General features: G+C 73.4%; 13 protein-coding genes and 1 pseudogene. 4 read left to right on the forward strand and 10 right to left on the reverse strand.

Annotated features, from left to right (window positions below):
• The 8 genes from AC07DA_RS21445 to AC07DA_RS21480 form a co-directional block, all read right to left on the reverse strand.
• Positions 1 to 1,950, reverse strand: a complete 1,950-nt coding sequence (locus tag AC07DA_RS21445) for an ABC transporter permease (RefSeq protein WP_479129771.1) — start codon at positions 1,948 to 1,950, stop codon at positions 1 to 3.
• The gene (locus AC07DA_RS21450) at positions 1,950 to 3,023 is read right to left on the reverse strand and encodes a quaternary amine ABC transporter ATP-binding protein (protein WP_479129889.1); all 1,074 of its coding nucleotides are present in this window, start codon (positions 3,021 to 3,023) and stop codon (positions 1,950 to 1,952) included. Before AC07DA_RS21450 ends, AC07DA_RS21445 begins: the two co-directional genes overlap by 1 nt.
• 32 nt (positions 3,024 to 3,055) lie before the next feature.
• Positions 3,056 to 4,588 (reverse strand): GMC family oxidoreductase, encoded by a 1,533-nt coding sequence (locus AC07DA_RS21455; protein ID WP_479129772.1) that lies wholly within the window; start codon positions 4,586 to 4,588, stop codon positions 3,056 to 3,058.
• 284 nt (positions 4,589 to 4,872) lie between these two features.
• On the reverse strand, positions 4,873 to 6,393 hold the full coding sequence (locus AC07DA_RS21460) for an aldehyde dehydrogenase family protein (protein ID WP_479129773.1): 1,521 nt from the start codon (positions 6,391 to 6,393) through the stop codon (positions 4,873 to 4,875).
• A 232-nt stretch (positions 6,394 to 6,625) separates the two neighbouring features.
• Positions 6,626 to 7,615: a malate dehydrogenase gene (locus AC07DA_RS21465; RefSeq protein WP_479129774.1), complete on the reverse strand. Its 990-nt coding sequence runs from the start codon at positions 7,613 to 7,615 to the stop codon at positions 6,626 to 6,628.
• A gap of 346 nt (positions 7,616 to 7,961) precedes the next feature.
• Complete coding sequence (locus tag AC07DA_RS21470) at positions 7,962 to 9,215, reverse strand: helix-turn-helix domain-containing protein (RefSeq protein WP_479129775.1); 1,254 nt, start codon at positions 9,213 to 9,215, stop codon at positions 7,962 to 7,964.
• 363 nt (positions 9,216 to 9,578) lie between these two features.
• The gene (locus AC07DA_RS21475) at positions 9,579 to 10,016 is read right to left on the reverse strand and encodes a DUF3017 domain-containing protein (RefSeq protein ID WP_479129890.1); all 438 of its coding nucleotides are present in this window, start codon (positions 10,014 to 10,016) and stop codon (positions 9,579 to 9,581) included.
• A gap of 307 nt (positions 10,017 to 10,323) precedes the next feature.
• Entirely contained in the window at positions 10,324 to 11,178 is an 855-nt protein-coding gene (locus AC07DA_RS21480) for a bifunctional methylenetetrahydrofolate dehydrogenase/methenyltetrahydrofolate cyclohydrolase (protein WP_479129776.1), read from the reverse strand.
• A gap of 275 nt (positions 11,179 to 11,453) precedes the next feature.
• On the opposite strand from AC07DA_RS21480, the gene AC07DA_RS21485 reads away from it, so the two are divergent.
• The 3 genes and pseudogenes from AC07DA_RS21485 to AC07DA_RS21495 all read left to right on the forward strand — a co-directional run bounded on the left by AC07DA_RS21485 (position 11,454) and on the right by AC07DA_RS21495 (position 13,952).
• Positions 11,454 to 12,035 carry a hypothetical protein gene (locus AC07DA_RS21485; protein WP_479129778.1) on the forward strand — a complete coding sequence of 194 codons (582 nt, stop codon included), beginning with the start codon at positions 11,454 to 11,456 and terminating at the stop codon, positions 12,033 to 12,035.
• 133 nt (positions 12,036 to 12,168) lie between these two features.
• Positions 12,169 to 12,282 (forward strand): annotated as a pseudogene (locus AC07DA_RS21490) (FHA domain-containing protein); the annotation flags it as partial.
• 92 nt (positions 12,283 to 12,374) lie between these two features.
• A complete protein-coding gene (locus AC07DA_RS21495) occupies positions 12,375 to 13,952 on the forward strand; it encodes a protein kinase domain-containing protein (RefSeq protein WP_479129779.1) in 1,578 nt (525 codons plus the stop codon).
• 86 nt (positions 13,953 to 14,038) lie between these two features.
• On the opposite strand, the gene purH is transcribed toward AC07DA_RS21495, so the two are convergent.
• Entirely contained in the window at positions 14,039 to 15,601 is a 1,563-nt protein-coding gene (purH, locus tag AC07DA_RS21500; RefSeq protein WP_479129780.1) for a bifunctional phosphoribosylaminoimidazolecarboxamide formyltransferase/IMP cyclohydrolase, read from the reverse strand.
• On the reverse strand, positions 15,598 to 16,236 hold the full coding sequence (gene purN / locus AC07DA_RS21505) for a phosphoribosylglycinamide formyltransferase (RefSeq protein WP_479129781.1): 639 nt from the start codon (positions 16,234 to 16,236) through the stop codon (positions 15,598 to 15,600). Before purN ends, purH begins: the two co-directional genes overlap by 4 nt.
• Positions 16,237 to 16,539: 303 nt before the next feature.
• Between purN and AC07DA_RS21510 the strand changes: the two genes are divergently transcribed.
• Positions 16,540 to 17,319 (forward strand): hypothetical protein, encoded by a 780-nt coding sequence (locus AC07DA_RS21510; RefSeq protein ID WP_479129782.1) that lies wholly within the window; start codon positions 16,540 to 16,542, stop codon positions 17,317 to 17,319.
• The last annotated feature ends 17 nt before the right edge of the window (positions 17,320 to 17,336 follow it).

Consider the following 17,336-nt stretch of genomic DNA (forward strand, 5'->3'; position numbering starts at 1 on the left):
TCAGGCTCCCTTCCTCGCGCGGCGTTCGGTGGGCTGCGTCACCCGGTCGAGCATCAGGCCCAGGCAGACGATCGCCGCGCCGGCCACCAGTCCGGTCGCCAGGTCGCCCTGGGCGAGGCCGAAGACGACGTCGTAGCCGAGCGCGCCGCCGCCGACCAGGCCGCCGATGACGACGACGGCGAGGACCAGGACGAGGCCCTGGTTGACGGCGAGCAGCAGCGCCGGGCGGGCCAGCGGCAGCTGCACCTGCCTCAGCTGCTGCCAGCTGGTCGCGCCGAGCGAGCCGGACGCCTCCAGCGCGGCCGGGTCGACCTGGCGCAGGCCCTGGGTGGTGATGCGGACGACGGCCGGCAGGGCGTAGACGATCGCGGCGGCGACGGCCGGGGCGCGGCCGACGCCGAACAGGGCGACGACCGGGATGAGGTACACGAACTGCGGCATCGTCTGGAAGACGTCGAGGACCGGGCGCAGCGCCCGCTCCAGCCGGTCGCTGCGGGCCGCGGCGATGCCGACGGCGAAGCCGGCGACCAGGGTGACGGCGACGGCCGCGAGGACCTGGGAGAGGGTGTCCAGGGACGGCTTCCAGACGCCGAGGACACCGATCGCGGCCATGGCGAGGACGGCGGTGAGCGCGGTGCGCCAGGTGCCGATCACCCAGGCCAGGGCGGCGACGACCAGCAGCACCGCCCACCAGGGCAGCGCCTGCAGGCCGTCGCGCACCGGGTCCAGGACCCAGGTGGTGAAGTGGCCCGCCCAGTCGGCGGTGCCACCGATGACCGGCACGCCCGAGTACAGGTGGGCGGTCATCCAGTCCACCGCGCGGTTGACGGGCTCGGCGATGCCGACGACCCAGGCGTCGGGCCAGTCGAGGCGGCCGGCGAGCCGCCCGGCGACCGCCGCGGCGACGACACCGGCGAGGGCGTAGAGCCAGCCGCGGCCGGCGCGGGGCCGGGGGGCGGCGCCGAGCCTCTCCCCCGCCGCGCCGGTGACGCGGTCCAGGACGACGGCCAGCAGCACGATCGGGATGCCGGCGGCGAGCGCGGCGCCGACGTCGACCGAGGCGAGGGCCTGGTAGACGCGGTCGCCGAGACCGCCCGCGCCGATGACGGCGGCGATGACGGCCATGGACAGCGCCATCATGATCGTCTGGTTGACGCCGAGGAGGAGTTCCTTGCGGGCCAGCGGGATCCGCGCGGTGAGCAGGCGCTGGCGGGCGGTGGCGCCGAGCGACTCGACGGCCTCCAGCACCTCCTTGTCGGCGCCGCGCAGGCCGAGCGAGGTCAGCCGGGCCATGGGCGGGGCGGCGTAGACGACGGTGGCCAGGACGGCCGCCGGGACGCCGATGCCGAAGACGAGGACGACCGGCAGCAGGTAGGCGAAGGCGGGCAGCACCTGCATGGTGTCCAGGACCGGGCGCAGGGCGCGGTCCATCCGGTCGGACAGTCCGGCGGCCAGCCCGAGCAGCGCGCCCACGACGACCGACGCGAGGACCGCGACGACCATCAGGGCGAGGGTCTGCATGGTCGGCACCCACATGCCGAGCAGGCCGCAGGCGAGGAACGCCACGGCGGTGCCGAGGGCCAGCCGCACGCCCGCCACGCGCCAGGCGACCAGGGCGCCCAGGGCGGTGACGCCCGCCCAGCCGATGGCCAGGAGGCTGAGGTAGACGGCCCGTACGGCGAGGACGACGACGTTGCTGACGTGGCCGAAGAAGTACAGGAACAGCGGGTGGCTGTCGCGGTTGTCGATGATCCAGTCGCTGGTCCGGGCCAGCGGGTCGGACAGGTCGACGGTCAGCGCGGCCGGCCAGCTGCCGCTCGCCCAGCGGGCGTCGGCCAGCGGTACGAGGACCGCGGCGGTGACGGCCAGCAGCAGGAGCTTGCGCACGGTCCGGTTCCTCAGCAGCCCGGGCAGGCCCAGGCGCGGCGGGTTCGCGGTGATGGTCGCCATCACACCGCCTCCTTGGGCTGCTCCGTCCCCGGCGGGGCGGGGTGCTCCGTGCCGGCGACGACCCCGAGGAGGATGTCGGAGTCGACCATGCCCACGCACCGGCCCCGGTCCATGACCCGGGCCGGGGCGCCGGCGCGGGCGACCGCCTCGATGGCCTCGGAGACCGTGGCGTCGGGCCGGACCGCCGGTCCGCTGCCGTCCTGGTCCGCCGAGGGGCGGCGCATGGCCGTGCGGACGGTCATGACCTGCTCGCGCGGGACGTCCCGGACGAACTCGCGGACGTAGTCGTCGGCGGGCGCGCCCACGATCTCCTCGGGCGTGCCGAGCTGCACGACCCGGCCGTCGCGCATCAGGGCGATGCGGTCGCCGAGCTTGAGGGCCTCCTGGAGGTCGTGGGTGATGAAGACCATCGTGCGGCCCTCGTCGCGGTGCAGCCGCACCACCTCCTCCTGCATCTCGCGCCGGATGAGCGGGTCGAGCGCGCTGAACGGCTCGTCGAACAGCAGGACTTCGGGGTCGACGGCGAGGGCGCGGGCGAGGCCGACCCGCTGCCGCTGGCCGCCGGAGAGCTGGCCGGGGCGGCGGTGCTCCATGCCCTCCAGGCCGACCTTGGCCACGACCTCGGCGGCCCGCTCACGCCGCTCGGCCCTGCCCACGCCCTGGATCTCCAGGCCGTAGGCGACGTTGTCGAGGACCGTGCGGTGCGGCAGCAGGCCGAAGTGCTGGAAGACCATGGCGGCGCGGTGGCGGCGCAGTTCGCGCAGCCGGGAGCGGTCCATGGCGCGCACGTCCTCGCCGTCGATGGCGATGGTGCCGGCCGTGGGCTCGATCAGCCGGGTCAGACAGCGCACCAGCGTGGACTTCCCGGAGCCGGACAGGCCCATGACCACGAAGACCTCGCCCTTGCGCACGTCGAAGGTGACGTCCCGGACGGCGGCCGTGCAGCCGGTGCGCGAGCGCAGCTCGGCCGGGTCGAGGGCGGTCAGCTCGGGGTCACCGGGGACGCGCTCGGCCTTGGGGCCGAACACCTTCCACAGGCCCTCCACCGAGAAGACGGGGGTGGCGGCGTCCATGGTCTGCTCCGTCGGGGGTTCGAGGGTCGCGGTCACTTGGCACCACCACCGATCAGCTCGGCGGCCTTCTCCCCGACCATGAGCACGCCGATCATCGGGTTCACGGTGGTCATGGTGGGGAACACGGAGGCGTCGGCGACGCGGATGCCCTCCAGGCCGCGGATGCGCAGCTCGGGGTCGACGACGGCGAGGCGGTCGTCCCCGGCGCCCATCCTGCAGGTGCCGGCCGGGTGGTAGACGGTGTGCGCGACCTTGCGGGCGTACTCGCTCAGTTCCTCGTCACCGGTGACGTCCGGGCCGGGGCAGACCTCACGCTTGAGCCAGCCGGCCAGCGGCTCGGTCTTCGCGATCTCGCGGGCGATGCGGATGCCGTCGACGAGGGTGCGGCCGTCGTAGTCGTCCTCGTCGGTGAAGTAGCGGAAGTCCAGGGCGGGCTTGACCTCGGGGTCGGCGCTGGTGAGGTAGAGCCGGCCGCGGCTCTTGGGCTTGGGGATGTTCGGGGTCATGGAGACGCCGAACTCGGGCCGCTGGTAGCCCAGTCGCTCCGGGTTGTCCGTGAACGGGATCTGGTAGAAGTGGAACATCAGGTCCGGGTGCGGCAGTTCGGGGTCGCGGCGCACGAACAGGCCCGCGTCCGAGTCCATCGCGGAGTTCTCCGGGATGGGGCCGTTGGTCTCCCAGACGATGACCGACTCGGGGTGGTCGAGCAGGTTCTCGCCGACGCCCGGCAGGTCGTGCGTGACGGGGATGCCGAGCTTCTCCAGGTCGGCCTTCGGGCCGATGCCGGAGTGCATCAGCAGCCGGGGCGAGTCGACGGCGCCGGCGCACAGCAGGACCTCGTTGCGTGCCTTGACGAGGATCTCCTCGCCGTCCTTGGTGCGCACGTGGACGCCCTCGGCGCGGTCGCCGTCGAGCTGCAGCTTGTACGCCCAGGTCTCCAGCAGGATCGTCAGGTTGGGCCGCTCGTCCATCACCGGGTGCAGGTAGGCCACCGACGCCGAGGACCGCTTGTTGTTCTCGGGGTGGTAGGCGAGGTCGAAGAAGCCGACGCCCTCGGTGAACGGCTTCTTGTTGAAGCCCTCCACCCTCGGCACGCCGAGCGCCTCCTGGGCCGCGTCGACGAAGTCGCGGGCGATGGCGTTCCGGTCCTTCTCGTCGACGGGGACGATGTTGTTGAGCAGCCGGGCGTAGTACGCCTCCATCTGCACCGCGCCCCAGCCCGTGGCGCCCGCGGCCTCCCACTCGTCCCAGTCGGCCGGCAGCGGCTTGAAGGCGATCAGGGTGTTGTGCGAGGAACAGCCGCCGAGGACGCGGGCCCGGCTGTGCCGGATGTGCGAGTTGCCGCGGGGCTGTTCGGTGGTGGGGTAGTCGTAGTCGAGCTCGCCGCCGAGCAGGCCCATCCAGCGGCGCAGGGTCAGCACGTCGTCGCGGCCGACGTCGCTGGGGCCGCCCTCGATGACGGCGACGGTGACATCCGGGTTCTCGGTGAGGCGGGAGGCGATGACGGAACCGGCGGTTCCGCCGCCTATCACGACATAGTCGTACTCATGACTGGTGTGGGACATGACGTGCTTGCTCCAGAGGGGGATGAAGGGGACGGGCTCGGAGGTGGGCGGGGGAGGCCGGTCCGGGGCGAGGGGGGCGCCCCGGACCGGCCGGGTCGGGTGTGATCCGGGCCGAGGGGGGGGTGGCCCGGACCCGGGTGTGATCCGGGCCCAGGGGGGGGGTGGCCCGGGCCGGGTGCAATCCGGACCGAGGGGGGGGGGTGGCCCGGACCCGGGAGGATCCGGGCCTGGGGACCGGCCCGGACCGGGGGTGATCCGGGCCGGGGGGTGATCCGGGCCGGGGGTCAGCCCGCGAACCAGCGCACCGGCTTGGGCGCGAGGTTCTGGTAGACGTGCTTGGTCTCCCGGTACTCGGCGAGACCGGCCGGGCCGAGCTCGCGGCCCACACCGCTCTTGCCGAAACCGCCCCATTCCGCCTGCGGCAGATAGGGGTGGAAGTCGTTGATCCAGATCGTGCCGTGGCGCAGCCGGCCGGCGACGCGGCGGGCGCGGCCCGGGTCGGCGGTCCAGACGCCGCCCGCGAGGCCGTACTCGGTGTCGTTGGCGAGGGCGACGGCCTCGTCCTCGGTGCGGAACGTCTCGACGGTGAGGACCGGCCCGAAGACCTCCTCGCGGACGACGCGCATCTCGCGGTGGCAGTGGTCGAGGACGGTCGGCTCGTAGAAGTAGCCGTTCTCCGGGCGCTGCGGGGACGGCCCGGGGCGCTTGCCGCCGCAGCGCAGCACCGCGCCCTCCCGCAGGGCGGATTCGACGTACGCCTCGACCTTGGCCCGCTGCTGCTCGGAGACGAGCGGGCCGCACTCGACGCCCTCCTCGGTGCCGCGGCCCAGCCGGATCCTCTCGGCCCGGCGGGCGAGTTCGGCGACGAACCGGTCGCGCACCGACTCCTCGATGATGAGGCGCGCGCCGGCCGAGCAGACCTGGCCGCTGTGGATGAAGGCCGCGTTGAGGGCCTGGTCGACGGCGGTGTCGAAGCCCTCCTCGGTGGCGCAGGCGTCGGCGAAGACGACGTTGGGGTTCTTGCCGCCGAGTTCGAGGGCGACCTTCTTGACGGTGGGAGCCGCCGCCTGGGCCACCTTGGTGCCGCTGATCAGGCCGCCGGTGAAGGAGACCAGGTCGACGTCGGGGTGCTCGGACAGGCGCGCGCCGACCGAATGGCCCGGCCCGGTCACGATGTTGGCGACCCCGGCCGGCAGACCGGCCTCGACGAGCAGGTCGATCAGCGCGATGGTGGTCATCGGCGTGATCTCGCTCGGCTTGATGACGAAGGTGTTGCCGGCGGCGAGAGCCGGAGCGATCTTCCAGCTGGCCTGCAGCAGCGGGTAGTTCCAGGGCGTGATCATCGCGCAGACGCCGACGGGCTCGTGCACCACGACGCTGTGGATGTCGGGCGAGCCCGCGTCCACGACCCGGCCCGGGGCCTCGGCGGCGACCAGGTCGGCGAAGTAGCGGAAGGCGTCGGCGACACAGTCGATGTCGACGCGCCCCTCCTCGACGGTCTTGCCCGCGTCCTGGGCCTCCAGCCGGCCGAGCTTCTCGCGGTCCCGCACGAGCAGGTCGGCCACGCGGCGCAGCAGCGCGGCCCGTTCGGCGGCGGGCGTGCGCGGCCACTCGCCCTCGTCGAAGGCCCGCCGGGCCGCGGCGACCGCGAGGTCGGTGTCCTTCTCGTCACCCTCCGCGACGACGGCGAAGGGCTGGGCGTCCGCGGGGTCGAGGATCTCGCGCGTGGCGCCGGAGACGGCCGCGCGCCATTCTCCTCCCGCGTGGATGGTTTGACTCGCCTGAAGCTCGGTACTTTCCGCCATGATCGGTCTTCGCCTTCCGTTCCTGATCAGCGTCTCTGTGTCACACACGTGTCACCAAGAGACCGGGTTCGCCTGCCCGAGACCTCCCGGATGCATGCGCCCGCGTGGCCGAAAGTGCGCTGCGTCACGGGAAATACGGACAAAAGGAACGAAAGTCTCGATGAACAGCCCGCAGGCCCCGCACCGGGGATCCGGTGCGGGGCCTGCGCGACGAAGACGCGAGCGGCTCGGCTCAGATGAGGCCCAGGCCGCGGACCGCCTCGCGCTCCTCCTCGAGCTCCTTGACGGAGGCGTCGATCCGGGCGCGCGAGAACTCGTTGATGTCCAGGCCCTGGACGATCTCGTACTTGCCGTCCTTGCAGGTGACCGGGAAGGAGGAGATCAGGCCCTCCGGGACGCCGTAGGAGCCGTCCGACGGGATGCCCATGGAGACCCAGTCGCCCTCGGGCGTGCCGTTGACCCACGAGTACACGTGGTCGATGGCGGCGTTGGCGGCGGAGGCGGCCGAGGAGGCCCCGCGGGCCTCGATGATGGCGGCGCCGCGCTTGGCGACGGTCGGGATGAAGTCGTCGGCGAGCCACTTCTCGTCGTTGACGACCTCGGCGGCGTTCTTGCCGGCGACCGTGGCGTGGAAGATGTCCGGGTACTGCGTGGCGGAGTGGTTGCCCCAGATCGTCAGCTTCTTGATCTCGGAGACCGGGGTGCCGGTCTTCTTCGACAGCTGGGTCAGGGCGCGGTTGTGGTCGAGGCGGGTCATCGCCGTGAACCGCTCGGCGGGGACGTCCGGCGCGGCGGCCTGGGCGATCAGGGCGTTGGTGTTGGCCGGGTTGCCGACCACCAGGACCTTGATGTCGTCCGCGGCGTGGGCGTTGATGGCCTGGCCCTGCGGCTTGAAGATGCCGCCGTTGGCCTCCAGCAGGTCGCCGCGCTCCATGCCCTTGGTGCGCGGGCGGGCGCCGACGAGCAGCGCGACGTTGGCGCCGTCGAAGGCGACGTTCGGGTCGTCCGTGATGTCGATGCCCTGCAGGAGCGGGAACGCGCAGTCGTCCAGCTCCATGGCCGTGCCCTCGGCCGCCTTCAGCGCCGGCGTGATCTCCAGCAGGCGCAGCTTCACCGGCACGTCCGCGCCGAGCAGCTGACCGGAGGCGATGCGGAAGAGCAGGGCGTAACCGATCTGGCCGGCCGCGCCGGTGACGGTGACGTTCACGGGAGTGCGGGTCATGGCGTTCTCCGTATGACAGCTGGCGGTAGGGGCGGGGTCCCTGCCCCGGACGTTTGATCGATCTCTTGGCGTCAAGAGATCGATCCAGCGGTCAGGCTATCGCGCATCCGGGATCCCGGACGGCCGGGTCGGTGTGGCCCGGCCCACAACCCGCCTCCCCGTCACACAAGGGGCGGCCGCCCGTCCGGGAGAGGAGGACGAGGGCGGCCGCCTTGAGGGGGATACCGACGATGCCGGTCCCGTGGGGGTACGGTTCGCGTGCCCCCGATCCGGGCGGGCATGCCTCCCCCTCCGGACTTCTTCGCCGCCCGCCGGACCGCGGCGCGCGCCACCGCCCGTTACGCCGTCACTCGGTGCAGCCCTGCCCGCCGGCCGCGAGCGTCGCGCACGCCTTGGCGTCGGCAGCGTTCTTCACGGCCACCATCGGGGTGTACGCGATGGAGTCCCCGGCGGCGGTGATGCCACCGGTCTGCTTCGCCCTGCCCGCGCTGATCTGGACCTCGTCGCCCTGCGCGGCCTGCGTGATGCGGCCCCAGGCCGCCTTGCAGGTCTCGCTGTAGCGCACCTCGACGACGGTCGTGCCGACGGTCGCGGTCCGGGCCGTGGTGACCAGGTCGCCACTGCATCCCATGTTCTCCGCGTCCTTGCCGGTGCAGCTGTCGCCGCTGCACTTCACACCGGGCGGCAGGTCCGGGTTGCTGCTGGCGGTGGGCCTGGGCGACTCGGCACTGCCCTTGGTGTCGTCGCCGCCGCCCCCGCCGGTCAGGTAGAACGCGCCGGCGATCACCACGAGCACGCCCACGACACCGGCGACGAACGTCCCGGTCCGCCGCTTGCCGGCGGAACCGCCCCTCCGGCCCGGTCCCGCCGCCCGGCCGGCCCCCCCGGCGGCGCCCGGTCCGGCGTCCTGCGGCCCGCCGTACGCGCCCGCGCCCACGGCCGGCGTCCGGGCGGTGCCGCCGGGCGCTCCGGCCGCGTGCCCGGAGGTGCGTCCACCGGCGCCCGGCCCGGTCGGCGACGGGCCCTTGTACCCGGCGATGCCCCAGGAGTTGACCTCGGTGCGGTCCTGACGCGGGCCGGCGCCGGTGGAGTCCTGCACCTCGGGCGCCGTCGGCTGCGACGGCACGCTCGGGACGACGCCGGCCGGGCCCGCGACGCCCGGCGTGACGGTGGCGCTGCCGCTCCGGCGGGACGGCTTGCCGCCCCCGGATCTGCCGTCCTCCTTGGATCCGGCCGCGGCGGCGCCGAAGTCCTGGCCGCCGAACTCCCCGAGCGCGGCGCGCGCCTGGGAGATCCGGATGGCCTCCATCGTCATGTCGTGCCGCATCTCCGAGCGGCTCCAGGCGCGCTCGGCGAGCTCCCACATGGTGGTGAGGTGCACCGGGTTGGTTCCGGTGACCTCGGCCAGGGCCACAATCGCGCCCTTGGGCGCGAGCAGCCGGCCGTTCAGATACCGCTCCCACGACGTCTTGCTGTAGCCCGTGCGGTCCGCCACCGAGGCGATGCTCAGACCGCTGCGGTCCACGAGCCTGCGCAGCTGGCTGGTGAACTCCCTGATCTGCGGATCGAGCTCGTCCGGCAAGGCCTTCCAACGAGGCATTGCTTCCCCCCTCTTCCCCCGGGTAGTGCTGTTCTTTCCCGCGCTGTTCGCCCCGCGCGTGGCGGCCTCGGCCGATCCCCGTTGTGGCTACCCACAGGGATGCGCCCGGTCAGGATCTCAGTTCCCCGACGGGGGGCGCACAGGAGCGTGGTGCCCGCGCGCGATACACCCTGGACCGTCCCGATTGTCCACGCCAACCCCCGTGTCGCACCACTTCGTGCCCCATCGAGGCCGGACGTACCGGAACCGTCACTTCCGTGCCACAGCGTACTGACAGGCGTTGAACAGGCCGTTCGCGGTGCACGAGGGTGATCGCGGCGGCGGCCCGTCCTTCCTCGGGGGAGGGGACGGGCCGGCGTCCGGTCATTCGCTGGTGACCGTGAAGTGCAGGGTGTCCTTCAGGAACGGGATCTGCAGCAGCGGATGCGGCTGGGCCATGAGCGCCAGCAGGACGATCACGGTGCCCAGCACGCCGTACGTGACGATGTCCGTGAAGCGGGAGCGGACCGCGAGCATGCCGACGTCCGGGAGCAGCCAGCGCATCACGCCGCCGCCCAGCAGGGCGACCCCGATCAGCAGTGTCCCGATCCGGAACTGGTCGAACGCGGTCAGCAGCAGCCCGAGCCCGGTGAGCACCAGCACCGCGAGCACGGGCCACTGACGGGCCGGCGCGGGCGCGTCGCGGGACGCGGCCCGGCCACCGCCCTCGGGCCGGGCCGTGTCCCGGGTGAACAGCGGGAACCGCCGGGTGACCCGCCGCGGCCGCCCTTCGGCGTCGGGGGCACTGACGGGGTCCCGCACGGTGAACTCCTCACCGTCCTCACCACCGTCACCGCCGACGCCACCGTCACCACCGCCACCACCGACACCGTCCGCCCCACCCGGGCCGTCCCGGGTGTCGCGCCGGTCGTCGTGGCCGCCGGGCCGGTCGTGGCCCGCGACGCCGTCCCGGCCGTGCGGGCCGGCCCTGCCGTGCTCGGCGCCGCGCGGGCCGTCGGCGTCCCGCGGCCCGGCAGCGGTGCCGGCGCCGTCCCCGGCCGGGCCGGTGCCGGACGCGTCCGTCTCCTCCGGGCCGGGAGCGGCGCTCGGCGCGCTCGCTGCGTTGCGGTCAGCCGGCACTGCGCTCCGCCGCCTCGACCACGTTGACGAGCAGCTGGGCGCGGGTCATCGGGCCGACCCCGCCGGGGTTCGGGGAGATGAAGCCGGCGACCTCGGCGACGTCGGGGTGGACGTCGCCCACGATCTTGCCCTCGGCGCTGCGCGAGACACCGACGTCGAGGACGGCCGCGCCCGGCTTGACGTCCTCGGCGCGGATCAGGTGGGCGGAACCGGCCGCGGCCACGATGATGTCCGCGCGCTTCAGGTGCGCCGACAGGTCGCGCGTGCCGGTGTGGCACTGGGTCACGGTCGCGTTCTCGCTGCGGCGGGTCAGCAGCAGCGGCATCGGCCGGCCGATGGTCACGCCGCGCCCGACGACCACGACCTCGGCGCCCTTGATCTCCACGCCGTACTGCCGCAGCAGCGTCAGCACGCCGTTCGGCGTGCAGGGCAGCGGCGCCGGCTCGTTCAGCACGAGGCGGCCGAGGTTCATCGGGTGCAGACCGTCGGCGTCCTTGTCCGGGTCCATCAGCTCCAGGATGCGGTTCTCGTCGATGCCCCGGGGCAGCGGCAGTTGCACGATGTACCCGGTGCACGCCGGGTTCTCGTTCAGCTCGCGCACGACCGCCTCGATCTCCTCCTGGGTGGCGGTGGCGGGCAGCTGCCGCTGGATGGAGGCGATGCCGACCTGCGCGCAGTCACGGTGCTTGCCGGCGACGTACTTCTGGCTGCCGGGGTCGTCCCCGACGAGGATCGTGCCGAGGCCGGGCGTGACGCCCTTCTCCTTCAGCGCCGCCACGCGGGCGGTCAGATCGGACTTGATCGCGGCTGCGGTGGCCTTGCCATCGAGAATCTGGGCGGTCATGGCCCCATCCTCGCGGATGACCCCGCCGCGGTTCCAATCCGCCCGCAATCCGGGCACCGCGGGTGCGCTCCGCCCGTATCCGCCCATGATCAGTGATGTTGCACTTGCACAACACATCGGGAATGCGGCTGGACAAGCCGGTCAGCGGTGCAGAACGATGACCTGACAAGTGCCGCGGGCAGTTCAACGGGGGGACGGTCGCAATCTGAAGTGCTCTCCTCCGTACGGACGTCACGCGTCGTCCCCGCACTCGGAACAACGGAGGAAAGTCCGCCATGAGCTTCGGCGACCCGAACAACCCCTACGGCCAGCCCCAGGGGCAGCAGCCGCAGCAGCAGGGCTACGGCTACCCGCAGCAGCAGGGACAGGCGCCCGGCTACGGCTACCCGCAGGCCCCTCCGGTCTCCCCCTACGGCGGTGGCCCCGCCGCCCCGACCACGATGCCCGGCTCGGTGAGCGCGGCCCGCGTGATGCTCTGGGTGATCGTCGGCCTGCAGGTCCTCGGTGTGGCCCTCTTCGCCTTCTCGGCCATCGCGCTCAACGCCGCGAAGGACGACGAGTCCCTCAAGGACAACACCGCCTTCCAGGACCTGGTCGGTGACTCGACCGGCGTGATCTGGGGCTACGTGGTGTTCGGCCTGGCCTGGCTGGTGTTCGCGGCCGTGCTGGCGACGAAGTTCAAGAACGGCGGCAACGGCGCCCGGATCACCATCCTGGTCTTCGCCATCATCACGGCCGTGCTCGGCATCTACCCGTTCGTCATCGTGGGCCTGGTGCACACGATCCTGGCCGTCCTGGTGGCGGTGTTCGTCGGCAACGCGGCCGGCAAGGCCTGGTTCAACCGCCCCCGCTACTGAGCGGACCCGGTCGACCGGACCACTTCACGCCAATCACACCCAAGGGCCGTGTCTCACCCGTACGAGGGGGGCACGGCCCTGGTGCGTCGCCCTAGTCTGACGGTGGTAGCTGTTCAGGCACGGGGAGAGCACCTTGTACAGCATCATCGTGGTACCTCCGCCGACCACGGAGGACGAGCGAGACCGCCGCCCCACCCGATACGCGCCCGGCCGCCGCCCCCTCGCGGGCCGGTCCGCGCCCGACAACGTCGCCCGCCTCTTCCGCTCCTCGGAGCCCTCCCGGCCCTCTCACCCCGCGCGCGAGGCCGGACCGGCCGCCCCGCCGGGCGAGGTGACCCGGTGACGGAGCCCTACGCCGTACCCGTGCCGAAGGGGTACCGGGTCGGCGTCTGGGAAGTGCGCGAGCCCCTGGCGACCGGCGCCTTCGGCAGCGTGTACGCGGCCCGCCGCGTCGGCGACGCCGCCGCACTGCCGCCGACGGCCGCCCTGAAGTTCCTGCCCACCGGTACGGCGACACCCCGTCGGCTGGCCCACCTGCGGGAGCTGATCGAGCGTGAGGTCGAGCTGTACCGGCGGCTGCGGCGCCCGCGGCTGCTGCGGATGTACCAGACGCTGACCGTCGACGACCCGGACCACCCGGAGCTGGACGGCGCCACCGTGCTGGTCCTGGAGCGGGCCGCGGGCTCGCTGTCCGCCCTGCTCGCCGCCACGCCCCGGCCCGCGGCCGGTCCCGCCCTGCTCGCGCAGGTCTGCGAGGGCCTGGCCCAGCTGCACGGCGCCGGCTGGGTGCACGGCGACCTGAAGCCGGCCAACGTCCTGCTGATGGAGGACGGTTCGGTGCGGCTCGGCGACTTCAACATGGCCGCCGAGCTGGAGGGCACCCACGCCTACGGCCCGGCCTTCTCCACACCGGACTACACACCGCCCGAGCTGCTGTGGACCGAGATCGGCGAACGCGGCCGCCGGATCCGCCCGTCGGCCGACGTCTGGGCCTTCGGCGTCCTCGCCCACCTGGTCCTGACCGATTCCTTCCCCCTGCCCGGCGCCACCCCGGCGGCCCGCCGCGACGCGGCCGCGGCCTACGCCCGCGGCACCGACGAGCTGCGCCTGTCGCCCCGGCTCAGCGACGACTGGCGGCAGATCGTCTCCGCCTGCCTGACCCGCACCCACGAGGACCGCGTCACCGCCGGGGCACTGCTGCGCCGCGTCACGGCGGCCGCCGGCACCGGGCACCGCCCCTTCCGCCCGCCCCGCCTCCGTCCGGCCCGCCTCCGTCCGCCCCGCCGCCGCCCGCGCCGTGCGTCCGTCGTCGCGGCCGCGGCCGCCGCCGTGACCGCCGTCGCCGCCCTGGCCTACGGCGTCGTCGTCCGGGGCGACGGCACGCGCGGCGGCGGCAGCGGCCCGGGAGCGGCGAACGTCTCCGCCGCCGCGTACGGGGCCTTGGAACTGCGCACCGACCGCGGCATCCCGCCCGCCTACCGGCTGCTGATCGTCGAGACGGCGCACGACTGCGCCCAGAAGGACGTCACCCCGGTGCTGATCGCCGCCATGCTGAAGGTGGAGAGCGACTTCGACCCGGACCTCTCCGACCCCGCCAACGACGAGTACGGCATCGCCCGCTGGACCCCGCGCGTCCTGCGCTGGTGGATGAACGAGGACGGCACGCCCGGGGAGACCGTCCCCCAGCCCCCCTTCCCGCCGGCCGAGTCCATCCCCGCGATGGGCCGCTACCTGTGCTGGATCGCGCCGCGCCTGCACGAGGAACTGCCGGGCGACCGCCGGGTCCTGATCGCCGCCTCCTACCGCAGGTCGTACCGGACGGTCAACAAGGCGGGCGGCGTGCCCCCGGACGTGCGCGACTACGCCGAGCGCGTCGCCCACTACCTCAAGGAGTACGCCCCGCCGGGCCGGCGGTGAGGCCGGTCCCCGCACGACGGGGCCCCGCCGGTGGCGCACCGGCGGGGCCTTCACGCTGTCACGGGGTCAGGGGAAGAGTCACGGGGTCAGTGGAAGAAGTGCCGCGTGCCCGTGAAGTACATCGTGACGCCCGCCTTCCGGGCGGCCTCCACGACCAGCTCGTCACGGACCGAACCGCCGGGCTGGACGACCGCCTTCACACCGGCCCCGGTGAGGATCTCCAGGCCGTCCGGGAAGGGGAAGAAGGCGTCGGAGGCCGCGTAGGAACCGGCCGCGCGCTCGGCGCCCGCCCGCTCGACGGCCAGCTTCGCGGAGTCGACGCGGTTGACCTGCCCCATGCCGACGCCGACCGAGGCGCCGTCCTTGGCGAGCAGGATCGCGTTGGACTTCACCGCCCGGCAGGCCTTCCAGGCGAAGGCCAGCTCGGCCAGCTCGGCCTCGCCGAGCGCCTCGCCGGTCGCCAGCGTCCAGTTCGCCGGGTCGTCGCCGTCGGCCTGGAGCCGGTCGGTGACCTGGAGCAGCGCGCCGCCGTCGATGGGCTTGACCTCGACGGGGGCGGCCGGGCCCTCGGGGCAGCGCAGCACGCGGATGTTCTTCTTCTTGGTGAGGGCCTCCAGGGCGCCGTCCTCGTAGTCCGGCGCGACGATGACCTCGGTGAAGATCTCCGCGACCTGCTCTGCCATCTCCCTGCTGACCGGGCGGTTGACCGCGATCACGCCGCCGAACGCCGACAGCGGGTCGCAGGCGTGGGCCTTGCGGTGCGCCTCGGCGACGTCCGCGCCGATCGCGATGCCGCAGGGGTTGGCGTGCTTGATGATCGCCACGCAGGGCTCGGCGTGGTCGTACGCGGCACGGCGGGCGGCGTCCGTGTCCGTGTAGTTGTTGTACGACATCTCCTTGCCGTGCAGCTGCTCGGCCTGGGCGAGACCGCCCGTGCCGGAGACGTAGAGCGCGGCCGGCTGGTGCGGGTTCTCGCCGTAGCGCAGGGTGTGCTCGCGCTCCCAGGTGGCGCCGAGGAAGTCGGGGAACCGCGACTCGTCGGCCGGCGCGTAGGAGGAGGCGAACCAGGAGGCGACGGCCACGTCGTAGGCGGCGGTGTGCTGGAACGCCTCGGCGGCGAGCCGCTTGCGGGTGGCCAGGTCGAAGCCGCCGTTCTGCACGGCGGACAGGACGTCGGCGTAGCGGGCCGGGCTGGTGACCACCGCGACCGAGGGGTGGTTCTTGGCGGCGGCGCGGACCATCGAGGGTCCGCCGATGTCGATCTGCTCGACGCACTCGTCGGGGGAGGCGCCGGAGGCGACCGTCTCGCGGAACGGGTAGAGGTTGACCACGACGAGGTCGAACGGCTCGACGCCCAGCTCGGCGAGCTGCTCGCGGTGGCTGTCCAGGCGCAGGTCGGCGAGGATGCCGGCGTGCACGCGGGGGTGCAGCGTCTTCACGCGGCCGTCCAGGCACTCGGGGAAGCCGGTCAGCTCCTCGACCTTGGTGACGGGGACGCCGGCAGCGGCGATCTTCGCGGCGGTGGAGCCGGTGGAGACGAGCTCGACCCCGGCCTCGTGGAGCCCGCGCGCGAGGTCCTCCAGCCCGGTCTTGTCGTAGACGCTGACGAGCGCCCGGCGAAGGGGCCGCTTGTTGCTCTCGGCGGTCACTGGATAACTACCTTTCGTCCCTCAATGCGATAGCCGTTGCGGGCGAGCCGCCCCACGACCTCGACGAGCAGCCTTCGCTCGACTTCCTTGATGCGCTCGTGCAGAGCGCTCTCGTCGTCCTCGTCCCGGACCTCCACCACGCCCTGCGCGATGATCGGTCCGGTGTCGACGCCGTCGTCGACGAAGTGGACGGTGCAGCCGGTGACCTTCGCGCCGTACGCGAGCGCGTCCCGTACGCCGTGGGCCCCCGGGAAACTGGGCAGCAGGGCGGGGTGGGTGTTGACGAACCGCCCGCCGAACCGGGCGAGGAACTCCTTGCCGACGATCTTCATGAAGCCGGCGGAGACGACGAGGTCGGGCTCGAAGGCGGCGACGGCCTCGGCGAGCGCGGCGTCCCACTCCTCGCGGCTGCCGTAATCCTTCACCCGGCACACGAAGGTCGGCAGCCCGGCGCGCTCGGCGCGGGCCAGTCCCTCGATGCCCGTGCGGTCGGCGCCGACGGCGACGATCTCGGCCCCGTACTCCTCGGCGCCGGTGGCGGCGATCTCGTCGAGCAGCGCCTGCAGGTTGGTGCCGGAGCCGGAGACGAGCACGACGAGGCGCTTGGCGCGCGGGGCCACGGGCTTGGCGGCCACGGTGGTGGGCCTTTCTCGGGGGAGCGTCTGTCCGGACGGCCCGTCCCGTGGGCTTGTGCCTTCATACGAATGCTTCGGGCCCCCGGATACGGGGAAGCCTACGAACCGGCCGACCGTCAGCAACGATACCGGCACACCGGACGGCCCCCTCGGGACGGGGGCATGGCCGGAAGGTAGCGTCTGGGCGGGGCCGGTTCGGGAACGCCGTCCGGGCGCGGAGCGTTCAGGAGGTGACGGACCCGGATCCGACACCGCCCGTCCCGCCCAGCCAGTCCTACTCACCAACGGGAAGACGCTCACTTGATGCCGGACCGCAGCCTGCGACTCCTCACGTTCCCCCAGCTGTCGCCGCAGGGAGGGGAGCGCGGCGCCGTGCTGCTGCGGGAGCGCCCCGGCTCACCGCCCGAAGCGCCGTCGGACGGCGGCGACCGGGGCGGGCGGGGCCGCGGATCCCAGGAGGACAACCCCTTCGCCCCGCCGCCCGAGGGCACGCCGGAGCGGCCCTGGCAGCCGCGGCGCCCCTCCGGTGACGAGGCGCGGGACGGCGGCGAGCGTGACCGTTCGCCGTGGGGCAGTCAGTGGAGCGACCGGCAGCCCGGCCGCTCCCCCGGTGGCTTCGGCGAGCGCCCCCGCGGCGGCCCCGAGGGCCCGGGCGGCCCCCAGGGCGGCGGCCCGAACCTGCGCTGGGACCCGACGGACCCGGCCCAGCGCCGCGCGCGCTACGCCCTGCTGTCGGGCATGTGGGCGTTCTTCTTCGCCCTGTTCAGCTGGCCGTACGTGGCCCTGCTGCTCGGCGCGCTGGCCCTGTACTGGGCCATCAGCTCCCTGCGCGCCACGCCCCGCAGGCCCGACCCGGACTCCCCGGCCGCCGGGCAGCAGGGCCGTCCGCAGACGACGGCGGCGGTGAGCGGCCTGGTGACGGCGTCCCTGGCCATCGCCCTGGTCGCCGCGACCTTCGCGGCACAGCTGGTCTACCGCGACTACTACACGTGCACGAACGACGCCCTGACCAACGAGGCCAAGCAGTCCTGCTCCGAGCTCCTGCCGGAGGAACTGCGCGGAGTGCTGGGCACGGACGGCTGACACGCCTCCGCCCGGGC

It is taken from the genome of Streptomyces sp. NPDC044921 (assembly GCF_056432865.1).